Genomic DNA, 10,652 nt, shown 5'->3' on the forward strand with positions numbered 1-10,652 from the left:
CGCCCTGCTGGCCCGGGGCGCGGAGATCGACGTCGTGACCGACCAGACGAGCGCGCACGACCCGCTGGCCTACCTGCCGCTCGGCGTCGCGTTCGAGGACATGGCCGCGCTCGCGCGCAAGGACCCCGAGGGGTTCACCCACCGGGCCCGCGAGTCGATGGCCCGGCACGTCGAGGCGATGGTCGGCTTCCAGGACGCCGGCGCGGAGGTGTTCGACTACGGAAACTCGATCAGGGGCGAGGCGAGCCTCGCCGGGTACGCGCGGGCGTTCGACTTCCCCGGGTTCGTGCCCGCCTACATCCGGCCGCTGTTCTGCGAGGGGAAGGGCCCGTTCCGGTGGGCGGCGCTGTCCGGCGACCCGGCCGACATCGCGACGACCGACCGCGCGATCCTCGATCTCTTTGCGGACAACGAGCCGCTGGCCCGGTGGATCAGGATGGCGGGGGAGCGGGTGCGCTTCCAGGGCCTGCCCGCGCGGATCTGCTGGCTGGGATACGGCGAGCGCGACCGGGCCGGCGAGCGGTTCAACGACCTCGTCGCCTCCGGGGAGATCTCCGCTCCCATCGTGATCGGCCGCGATCATCTCGACTGCGGCTCGGTCGCCTCGCCCTACCGGGAGACGGAGGGCATGCTCGACGGCTCCGACGCGATCGCCGACTGGCCGCTGCTCAACGCCATGGTCAACGTGGCCTCCGGCGCGTCCTGGGTGTCGATCCACCACGGCGGCGGGGTCGGCATCGGCCGTTCCATCCACGCCGGACAGGTCACCGTCGCCGACGGCACGCCGCTGGCGGGGGAGAAGATCCGCCGGGTGCTGACGAACGACCCCGGCATGGGTGTGATCCGGCACGTGGACGCCGGGTACGACCGGGCCGCCGAGGTCGCCCGCGAGCGGGGCGTACGCGTCCCGATGACCCAGCCGGTCGAGATCGGGGAGGGGCGGGCCGATGCGGACGCCGATGCCTGAGGGAGCGGCGCGGGTCCTGCCCGAGGAGGTGGCGGACGGCTTCCGCCGCATGTGGCGTGACCTGCTGCCCGTCGGCCGGTACGACGCGACGGGCGGGTACCGCAGGCACGCCTGGACGGCGGCGGACGCCGAGTGCCGGGCCTGGTTCGCCGGGCAGGCGAGCGAGAGAGGCCTGACGTACGAGATCGACCGCAACGGCAACCAGTGGGCCTGGCTGGGCGATCCCGCGGCCGGGGACGCCGTGGTGACCGGCTCCCACCTGGACTCGGTGCCCGACGGCGGGGCGTACGACGGCCCGCTGGGCGTCGTGGGGGCGTTCGCCGCGCTCGACGCGCTGCGGGCGCGCGGCCTGCGGCCGGAGCGGCCGCTGGCGGTGGTGAACTTCACCGAGGAGGAAGGCGCCAGGTTCGGCCTGGCCTGTCTGGGGTCGCGGCTGATGACCGGCGCAGTCCGCCCCGAGACGGCCGGGGCGCTGCGTGACGCGGACGGCGTCACCCTGTCGACGGCGATGGAACGGGCGGGGCGTGACCCGGGGGCCGCCGGGCACGACGACGAGCGCCTCGCGCGGATCGGCGCGTTCGTGGAACTGCACGTGGAGCAGGGCCGTCACCTCGCCGGCACGCCGCATCCGGTCGGCGTCGCCTCCGCGATCTGGCCGCACGGCCGCTGGCGTTTCGACTTCCATGGGCAGGCCAACCACGCCGGGACCACCCGGCTGGAGGACCGGCGCGACCCCATGCCGGCTTACGCGGCGGCCGTGCTGGCCGCACGCGCCGGCGCCGAGCGCCTGGGGGCGCTGGCCACCTTCGGCAGGGTCAGGGTCGAGCCCAACGGCACCAACGCGATCGCGTCGCTGGTCACCGCGTGGCTCGACTGCCGGGCTCCCGACGCCGCCCTGCTGGACAGCCTCGTCGAGGAGACGGCCCGGGCGGCCGGGGCTGCCGAGGTGACCCGGGAGTCCTACACGGCGGTCGTGGACTTCGACGCGCCACTGCGTGACCGCGTCGCGCGCGTCCTCGGCGGCGCGCCCGTGCTGCCCACGGGGGCGGGGCACGACGCCGGAATCCTCGCCGGGGAGGTCCCGGCGGCCATGCTGTTCGTCCGCAACCCCACAGGTGTCTCGCACTCGCCGTACGAGCACGCCGAGGAGGCCGACTGCCTCGCCGGGGTCGCCGCCCTCGCCGCCGTTCTGGAGGACCTGCTCGCTCCGGCCGCCGACGGCCCCGGCGCGGATCTCTGAGCGAACCGGCGGCTGGAGTTCACACCGGTACGAGGGACCAAACGACGTTCCAATTGGGCGCATACAGTGCTACGCGCTTTCTGGTGTCACCAGTGCTTGTTTGCTCCCTGATGGGTGACTGGGGCGTTTGGTGCCTCTAGCGTGAAATCAGGGTCCAGATCCAAGGTTCGATGGATCGATTCGAACTCCGTGCGTTCGGACGTCGTCCGCCTTTTCACCACGCGGAGCCAACGGAGGGAATACCCATGTTCAAGAGCGCAATGGCTGCTGCCGTCATTACGGCTTCGGCCCTCGTCGTCCCTGTCACGATGCAGACGCAGCCCGCCAACGCCTCCGGCACGACCGAACACGTCATCCGGCCGTCGTCGACGACGGGGGACTGTCCGGGCGGCGACTGCCGCAGGCGCCATCGTGAGCGCCTGCGTCCGGAGCAGCAACAGCAACAGCAACAGCAGCAACAACAGCAACAGCAACAGCAACAGCAACAGCAACAGCAACAGCAGCAGCAGCAGCAACAACAGCAACAGCAACAGCAACAGCAACAGCAACAGCAGCAGCAGCAGCAGCAACAGCAACAGCAACAGCAACAGCAACAGCAGCAACAGCAGCAGCAACAGCAGCAACAGGGACAGCAGCAGCAACAGCAACAACAGCAGTAGTGACGAAGACGACCGTCTGTCGAGCCTGATCACCCTGTGCCCCGCGTCCACGGCCTCGCGGGGCATTTCGCTGCCGCTGTTCGTTCTCCCTGGAGCCCGGGCCGTCGGCGGGGTTCGCTGCGGCACCGTGGGGGCCGCCGAGGATGAGGGGGCCATGCTCGCCCTTGCCTCCACAGCACCTGCGGCCGTCATCGTCCCCCGGCGGTCGCCGGGGCGGCGCTCACCTCACCGAGCCGAGGCTTGCCCTACGCCCCAGGCGAGGGCGTCCAGCGGATGCGCCGGCACCGCGTCGAGGAGACCCCATGACACTCACGTCCGCGTACGCGAGTCCCGCCGACGTCGCCGCGCACGGCCCGTACGGGCCGGGCAGGACCGACCGGCCGGGACCAGTACGGCACGCGTCCAGGCCGCGGCCCCGCGGCGGCACGCCCCGGCCACCCGCTCGCCGTGGCGATAACGGGCGCGGGCCGCGGCCACCGGAACGGGATACGAGCAGGCAGTGGACCGGGGGGCCGTCAGCGGGAGCGGCGGTCGCCGGAGCCGGGGTCGGCGAGGCCGGCCCGGCGCAGGGCCTCGGCCATGGCGCCGCCCTGCGGCGCGCCGCCCGAGCCCCGCCCGTTGCCGCGGCCCGACCCGCCCCTGCTTCCCTGGTTCTGGCCACCCTGGTTCTGACGGGGAGCGTTCTGGCGCGGCTGGCCGCGCCGGCCGCCCTGCCGGTCGCCCCGGGCCTCGCCGTCCGGCCCGCCCCTGCGGCCGTTGCCCGTCGTCTCGTCGTCCAGGCGCAGCGTGAGCGAGATGCGCTTGCGCTGGAGATCGACGTCGAGCACCTTGACCCGGACGATGTCGCCGGGCTTGACCACTTCACGCGGGTCCTTCACGAACGAGTTCGACATCGCGGACACGTGGACGAGGCCGTCCTGGTGCACGCCGATGTCGACGAACGCGCCGAACGCGGCGACGTTGGTGACGATGCCCTCCAGGATCATGCCGGGAGACAGGTCGGAGGGCTTCTCGACGCCGTCCTTGAAGGTGGCGGTCTTGAACGCCGGACGGGGGTCGCGGCCCGGCTTCTCCAGTTCCTTGAGGATGTCGGTGACGGTCGGCAGGCCGAAGGTGTCGTCGACGAAGTCGGACGGCTTCAGCGTGCGGAGCGCCGAGGTGTTGCCGATCAGCGTGCGCAGGTCGCTCTTGCTGAAGTCGAGGATGCGGCGCACCACCGGATATGCCTCCGGGTGGACGCTGGAGGCGTCAAGCGGGTCGTCGCCGCCCGGGATGCGCAGGAAGCCCGCGCACTGCTCGAACGCCTTCGGCCCGAGCCGCGGCACGCCCTTCAGGCCGGTCCGGGAGCGGAACGGCCCGTTGGCGTCCCGGTGCGCGACGATGTTCTCCGCCAGTCCTGCGCTGATGCCGGAGACCCGGGTCAGCAGCGGGGCGGACGCGGTGTTGACGTCCACGCCCACCGCGTTCACGCAGTCCTCCACCACCGCGTCGAGCGAGCGCGACAGCTTCACCTCGGACACGTCGTGCTGGTACTGGCCGACGCCGATGGACTTGGGGTCGATCTTGACCAGCTCGGCCAGCGGGTCCTGCAGCCGCCGTGCGATCGATACCGCGCCGCGCAGCGAGACGTCGAGACCGGGCAGTTCCTGCGAGGCGTAGGCCGACGCGGAGTACACCGAGGCCCCGGCCTCCGAAACCATGATCTTCGTGAGGTTCGGCATGTGCTTGACCAGCTCGGCGGCGAGCTTGTCGGTCTCCCGCGACGCGGTGCCGTTGCCGATCGCGACCAGCTCCACCTTGTGCTCGGCGGCCAGCCGGGCCAGCACCGCGAGTGACTGGTCCCACTGCCGCCTGGGCTCGTGCGGGTAGATCGTCTCGGTGGCCACGACCTTGCCGGTGCCGTCCACGACCGCGACCTTCACCCCGGTGCGCAGGCCCGGGTCGAGGCCCATCGTCGGCCTCGCCCCGGCGGGAGCGGCGAGCAGCAGGTCGCGCAGGTTGGCCGCGAACACCCGCACGGCCTCCTCCTCGGCCGCCTGCCACAGCCGGGTGCGCAGGTCGATGCCCAGATGGACGAGGACGCGCGTCCGCCAGGCCCAGCGCACGGTGTCGAGCAGCCACTTGTCGGCCGGACGGCCCTGGTCGGAGATGCCGAAACGCCGCGCGATCCGCGCCTCGTAGTCGTTCGGCTCCTCGGCCTCCGGATCGAGGGTGAGCGTGAGCACCTCCTCCTTCTCGCCCCGGAACATCGCGAGGATGCGGTGCGAGGGTAGCCGGGTGAAGGGCTCGGAGAAGTCGAAGTAGTCGGAGAACTTGGCCCCGGACTCCTGCTTGTCCTCCCGCACCTGGGAGACGAGCCGGCCTCGGGACCACATCCGCTCCCGCAGGTCGCCGATGAGGTCGGCGTCCTCGGCGAAGCGCTCGACCAGGATGGCCCTGGCGCCCTCCAGCGCCGCGGTGGCGTCGGCCACGCCCTCGCGTACGTATCCCTCCGCGGTCGCCTGGGGGTCCAGCGACGGGTCGGCCAGCAGCGCGTCCGCCAGCGGCTCCAGCCCCGCCTCCCTGGCGATCTGCGCCTTGGTCCGGCGCTTGGGCTTGAAGGGCAGGTAGATGTCCTCCAGCCGGGCCTTGGAGTCGGCCTCCATGATCCGCGCTTCCAGGGCCTCGTCGAGCTTGCCCTGGGAGCGGATCGAGTCGAGGATGGCCGCCCGCCGCTCCTCCAGCTCGCGCAGGTAACGCAGCCGCTCCTCCAGCGTGCGCAGCTGAGCGTCGTCGAGCGCACCGGTGGCTTCCTTGCGGTAGCGGGCGATGAACGGCACCGTCGCCCCGCCGTCGAGCAGGTCGACGGCCGCGGTGACCTGGCTCTCGCGCACGCCGAGCTCTTCGGCGATCCGCTGCTGAATGGACGTCGTCACGATCCTGATCCGCCTTCTTCCGGGAGGGCTCTCATTCTGCCGGATCCGCCGGGTCCCCTCGTGCCACCTGTGGACAACGCCCCACCCGGGCACCGGCACCCTCCCGCGCGGCCTCGGAATCCTCGGGTGACGTCCGCGAACTCCTGGGCGGGGCGGCTCAGCGCGCCGTGATCCTCTCGTACAGGCCGAGACCGGCCGGCAGCAGGAGCACGAGCGTGATCAGGCCGTGCGACGTGAACCACCATCCGCCTCGGGAGGACTCCTCCTCCGCGGGCATCTCCAGAGCCGGACGGCCGAGCGCGATCTCCGGATGGTGCGCCAGGTAGCCGGTGGGGAACGTGGTCACGGTCCCGCAGCCGCACCCGGGGCAGGTCATCCCCGACCAGGGCGGCTGCACGGCCACGCCCTCCCGGGTCCACACGACGACGTCGTTGCCGTGCTCGTCGTCCCTGCGGTGGACGACGTACTCCTCCTCCCAGACCCGCAGGCAGTGCAGGCACTCGAACGGCCACGTCTCCCTGGTACTGACTCCCTCACGCACCGGTCCCACCCCCGAACTCACGACCTCCGTCTTCGAGTCTCAACAGGTGGTGAAACCACTGCAAGTGGGATCAAGGCCACGATCGGTAATGATTGCCCAGCGGGTCTGGCGGACCGCAAGGTCCGTCAGACCACTTCGAGCAGCTCGTCGACCACGCCGAGCGCCAGCGTCTTGTAGCCCACGGAGTCGAACAGCACCGTGATCCGGTCCTGCTCACGGCTCATCACGATCCCGTGCCCCCACTCCGCGTGCCGTACGTCCGCGTGCATGGGGAACGGCCCGTCGCCGGCCTCCGGCGGGGTCACGGTCCCGGAGCGGCAGGTGTCGCAGTCGCCGCACGACCGCTCGTACGGCTCGCCGAAGTACTCCAGCAGGAACCGGCGCCGGCAGCCGGTGGTCTCGGCGTAGCCGCGCATCATCTCCAGCCGGGAGTCCTCCATCCGGTGCCGGATGTCGTCGATCTCCGCCGCGCGGGCGGCGGCCTCGTCCGGCGACGGGCCGTCCGGCGCGTAGCGCAGGGCGCCGCCGTGGGAGACCTCGAAGGCGCCGGCCCGCTCCAGCAGGTTGACGTGCGAGGTCAGTCTGGCCGCCCCGATGTCGAGGAGCTCGCGCAGGTCGGCGGCGGCCACCTCGCCGCCGTGCTCGTGGACCAGCGTCGCGATCCGCCGCATCAGGTTCTCGTCCGCCCGGCCCCCGGAGAAGAACTTGCGCAGCCCCAGGTCCTCGGTCCGGTAGAACAGCACGGCGTCGGCCGGGTTCCCGTCCCGGCCCGCCCGGCCGATCTCCTGGTAGTACGCGTCGAGCGACTCGGGGGGCGCGGCGTGCAGCACGTAGCGCACGTCGTGCTTGTCGATGCCCATCCCGAACGCCGAGGTCGCCACGACGGTGTCGAGGTCGTCGTCCTGGAACCGTTCGTGGATGCGGCGGCGATCCTTCGACTTCATCCCCGCGTGGTACGCCTCCGCCCGGCGGCCCCGCTCCTTCAGCAGTTCCGCGTACTCCTCGGCCTGGCGCCGGGTCGCCACGTATACCAGCCCGACGCCGTCCAGCCCGGCGGCGTGGTCGGCCAGGCTCGTGCGCTTGTCGTCGTCGTCGGTGAACCGGTGGACCTCGAGGTTGAGGTTGGGCCGGTCGAATCCCCGGACGATCTGCTGCGCCCCGGTCAGGCCGAGCGACTCGATGATCTCCTCGCGCACGGTCGGCGCGGCCGTGGCCGTCATCGCGATCACCGGAGGATGACCGAGACGCTCGATGACCTTGCCGAGCCGGAGGTACTCCGGCCGGAAGTCGTGGCCCCAGGCGGACACGCAGTGCGCCTCGTCCACGGCGATCAGCGACGGCCGGGCCGCGGCCAGCCGCTCGACCACCTCGGGCTTGGCGAGCTGCTCCGGCGACAGGAACACGTACTCGGCGTCGCCCGCGCTGACCTGGTCGAGGCCCGCCTCGACCGAGCCGGCCGAGTTGACCGCGACCGCGCCCGCGGCCCCCGCCTTGAGCAGGCCCATGACCTGGTCGCGCTGCAGGGCGATGAGCGGCGACACGATGACCGTCGGGCCCTCCAGGAGCAACCCGGGCACCTGGTAGACGGCCGACTTGCCGCCGCCGGTCGGCATCACCAGCAGCACGTCGCGTCCGGCGAGCAGGAGCTCCATCGCCTCCTGCTGGCCGGGACGCAGCTGCTGCCAGCCGAAGGCGTCCCTGGCCGTGGCCCGCAGGCGCCTGCCCCTGCGCCCGAACCGCCGGCCGAAGCGGCCCCCGGCCCAGCCTCCGGCCCAGCTTCCCGACCAGTCCCGCGACCAGCCGCCCCCGGCGCCGCCGAGCCTGTCACCGGGTCGTCCGCCGGACAGACCCCCATACCTCTGCCTGACGCTCATGCCATCGCACTCCCTCGCCCGATCGGCCTGCAACTACCCCGGAGGAAATGGCCGAACCGGAATAGCCGCGCGGACCGGGCGCTTACCGCTCCTATAAGAGCGATCGTGTATTCCGAGACCGGTGACAGCGGAGTCCTGCGCGTGGCCGAGCGGCCGGTGCCCGAGCCGGGACCCGGCGAAGTCCGCGTACGGGTGGTGCGGTCCGGGGTCAATCCCACCGACTGGAAGGCGCGGCGCGGCACGCTGAGCCATCCCGAGGTCGTGCCCGACCAGGACGGCGCCGGGATCGTGGACGCCGCCGGACCGGGCGTGACGGGGGTGTCCCCGGGGGACCGCGTGTGGCTGTGGGAGGCCGCTTGGGGGAGGCCGGACGGCACCGCCCAGGAGTACGTCGTGCTGCCCGAGCGGCAGGTCGTGCCGCTGCCGGACGGGGCCTCCCTCGACCTCGGCGCGAGTCTCGGCATCCCCGCGCTGACCGCGCACCGCTGCCTGACCGTGGCCGACGGCGGGCCGGACCGGCTCGCCCCCGGGGCCCTCGACGGCAGGACCGTCCTGGTCGCGGGCGGCGCCGGCGCCGTGGGCAACGCCGCGATCCAGCTCGCCCGCTGGGCCGGGGCGACCGTGGTGGCCACCGTCAGCGGGCCGGAGAAGGCTGCGCTGGCCCGGGCCGCGGGGGCGCACCACGTCGTGAACTACCGCACCGGCGATCCGGTGGCGGAGATCCGCGGCGTCGCCCCCGGCGGCGCCGACATCGTCGTGGAGGTCGCGCCCGCGCCCAACGCCGCGCTCGACGCGGCGGTCACCGCGCCGCAGGGGGTGGTCGCGGTGTACGCGAACAACGGGGGAGACGAGGTCACGCTGCCGGTCCGCGGGCTGTTCACCCGCAACGTCCGCTACCAGTTCGTCCTCGTCTACACGGTGCCCGAGGCCGCCAAGGACGCCGCCGTGGCCGACGTGCGCGCGGCGGTGGAGGCGGGCGCGCTGCGGGTGGGGGAGGAGGCCGGGCTGCCCCTCCACCACTACCCGCTGGAGCGTACGGCGGACGCCCACGACGCGGTCGAGTCGGGCGTGGTCGGCAAGGTGCTCGTGGACGTCGCGCCCGAGTGAGGCCCCCACTGAGGGGCCCAGTGAGGACCCGAGTGAGGCCGGGAGGCGAGGATCTTGCCCGGGCGGGCGGTACCGTCGGGAGCATGCGACTCGGAGTCCTGGACGTCGGTTCCAACACGGTGCACCTGCTGGTGATGGACGCGCATCAGGGTGCCCGGCCCCTCCCCGCGTTCTCCCACAAGGAGGAGCTGCGGCTGGCCGAGCATCTCGTCGGCGGCGACCGGCTCAGCGAGGAGGGCGCGGCGCGGCTCGGAGCCTTCGTGCGTGAAGCGGCCCGCATCGCCGAGGACAAGGGCGTGGAGGACCTGGTCGCCTTCGCCACCTCGGCGGTGCGCGACGCGGTGAACGGCGAGGACGTGCTGGCCCAGATCAAGGCCGACACGCGGGTGGACATCCAGGTGCTGTCGGGGGACGACGAGGCCAGGCTGACGTTCCTGGCCGTGCGCCGCTGGTTCGGCTGGTCCTCCGGGCGGCTGCTGGTGACCGACATCGGGGGCGGCTCGCTGGAGATCGCCTCCGGCATCGACGAGGAGCCCGACGTCACGGTCTCTCTCCCGCTCGGGGCGGGACGGCTCACCCGCGACTGGTTCACCGCCGACCCGCCCGGCCCGGAGGAGCTCCGCGCGCTGCGCCGGCACGTGCGCACCGAGATCGGGCGGACCGCCGGGGCGGTCGCCAGGTACGGCAGGCCCGACCACGCGGTCGCCACGTCCAAGACCTTCCGCCAGCTCGCGCGCATCGCGGGGGCGGCCTCGTCGGGCGAGGGCCCGTACGTCAAGCGGACGCTGGCGCACGAGGACCTGGTCGAGTGGACGGCCCGGCTGGCGGCGATGCCGGCGGCCCGCAGGGCGGAGCTTCCGGGCGTGTCCGCCGGACGGGCCGCGCAGCTTCTCGCCGGCGCGGTCGTCGCGGACGCCGCGATGGACCTGTTCGAGCTGCCGGTGCTGGAGATCTGCCCGTGGGCGCTGCGGGAGGGCGTGATCCTGCGCAGACTCGACGGCCTGCCCATGGGCAGGCCCCCGGTGGCCGATCAGTAAGGTATGAGGGTCATCCAAACGGGGCAAGGCACCAATATCCGGCAATTTCCGTTCCCTCATGTGGCGGGTGGTCTTCCACCGGCCGCCGGAGTGCCGTAATCGGGGTCGACCTCTGGAGGAATCTCAATGGTGGAGCTGCTGGGAGCCGTGGTCTCCCTGGCGGCGGTGGCGGTGCTGGTGCTCGCAGCGGTGGTGGCGATCGCGGTCGCGACCCTCGCCTGGCTGGGCGCGATGGCGGTGAGCACCGGGCGCGAGTCCGGCGGACGGGCCATGCCCGTCCCGGCGGGCACGGGCACGGACGGGCGCGCGCGG

9 protein-coding genes are annotated in these 10,652 nt (G+C 72.7%); 5 read left to right on the plus strand and 4 right to left on the minus strand.

Features of this window, described 5'->3' with window-relative positions; translation table 11 throughout:
* Both hutU and AB0J39_RS34590 read left to right on the plus strand, forming a co-directional pair.
* Nucleotides 1–967 (plus strand): urocanate hydratase (gene hutU / locus AB0J39_RS34585; RefSeq protein ID WP_363472509.1); only part of this gene is annotated, 967 nt, incomplete at its 5' end.
* The gene (locus AB0J39_RS34590) at nt 960–2,207 is read left to right on the plus strand and encodes an allantoate amidohydrolase (RefSeq protein ID WP_363472511.1); all 1,248 of its coding nucleotides are present in this window, start codon (nt 960–962) and stop codon (nt 2,205–2,207) included. The genes hutU and AB0J39_RS34590, both read left to right, overlap by 8 nt.
* 86 nt (nt 2,208–2,293) lie before the next feature.
* Here AB0J39_RS34590 and AB0J39_RS34595 read toward each other — a convergent pair whose 3' ends face one another.
* The 4 genes from AB0J39_RS34595 to AB0J39_RS34610 form a co-directional block, all read right to left on the minus strand.
* Complete coding sequence (locus tag AB0J39_RS34595) at nt 2,294–2,899, minus strand: hypothetical protein (protein WP_363472513.1); 606 nt, start codon at nt 2,897–2,899, stop codon at nt 2,294–2,296.
* Between the two features lie 482 nt (nt 2,900–3,381).
* Entirely contained in the window at nt 3,382–5,781 is a 2,400-nt protein-coding gene (locus tag AB0J39_RS34600; RefSeq protein ID WP_363472515.1) for a Tex family protein, read from the minus strand.
* A gap of 157 nt (nt 5,782–5,938) precedes the next feature.
* Entirely contained in the window at nt 5,939–6,322 is a 384-nt protein-coding gene (locus AB0J39_RS34605; protein WP_363472517.1) for a hypothetical protein, read from the minus strand.
* A gap of 125 nt (nt 6,323–6,447) precedes the next feature.
* Nucleotides 6,448–8,196 (minus strand): RecQ family ATP-dependent DNA helicase, encoded by a 1,749-nt coding sequence (locus AB0J39_RS34610; RefSeq protein WP_363472519.1) that lies wholly within the window; start codon nt 8,194–8,196, stop codon nt 6,448–6,450.
* 105 nt (nt 8,197–8,301) lie between these two features.
* Here AB0J39_RS34610 and AB0J39_RS34615 point away from each other — a divergent pair, with 105 nt between their 5' ends.
* From AB0J39_RS34615 to AB0J39_RS34625, 3 genes are all read left to right on the plus strand, one after another.
* The gene (locus tag AB0J39_RS34615; RefSeq protein ID WP_363472521.1) at nt 8,302–9,303 is read left to right on the plus strand and encodes an NADPH:quinone reductase; all 1,002 of its coding nucleotides are present in this window, start codon (nt 8,302–8,304) and stop codon (nt 9,301–9,303) included.
* An 83-nt stretch (nt 9,304–9,386) separates the two neighbouring features.
* Complete coding sequence (locus tag AB0J39_RS34620; protein ID WP_363472522.1) at nt 9,387–10,340, plus strand: Ppx/GppA phosphatase family protein; 954 nt, start codon at nt 9,387–9,389, stop codon at nt 10,338–10,340.
* Nucleotides 10,341–10,466: 126 nt separating this feature from the next.
* On the plus strand, nt 10,467–10,652 hold a 186-nt coding region (locus AB0J39_RS34625), incomplete at its 3' end, for a hypothetical protein (RefSeq protein WP_363472524.1).

The sequence above is a fragment of the Microbispora sp. NPDC049633 genome (assembly GCF_040675265.1).
GTDB lineage: Bacteria > Actinomycetota > Actinomycetes > Streptosporangiales > Streptosporangiaceae > Microbispora > Microbispora maris.

Excerpts from the sequence above, each read along its gene's own strand:
- AB0J39_RS34590 (WP_363472511.1), top strand. The coding sequence starts at position 960 with ATGCCTGAGGGAGCGGCGCGGGTCCTGCCCGAGGAGGTGGCGGACGGC.
- AB0J39_RS34610 (WP_363472519.1), bottom strand. The coding sequence starts at position 8,196 with ATGAGCGTCAGGCAGAGGTATGGGGGTCTGTCCGGCGGACGACCCGGT.
- AB0J39_RS34620 (WP_363472522.1), top strand. The coding sequence starts at position 9,387 with ATGCGACTCGGAGTCCTGGACGTCGGTTCCAACACGGTGCACCTGCTG.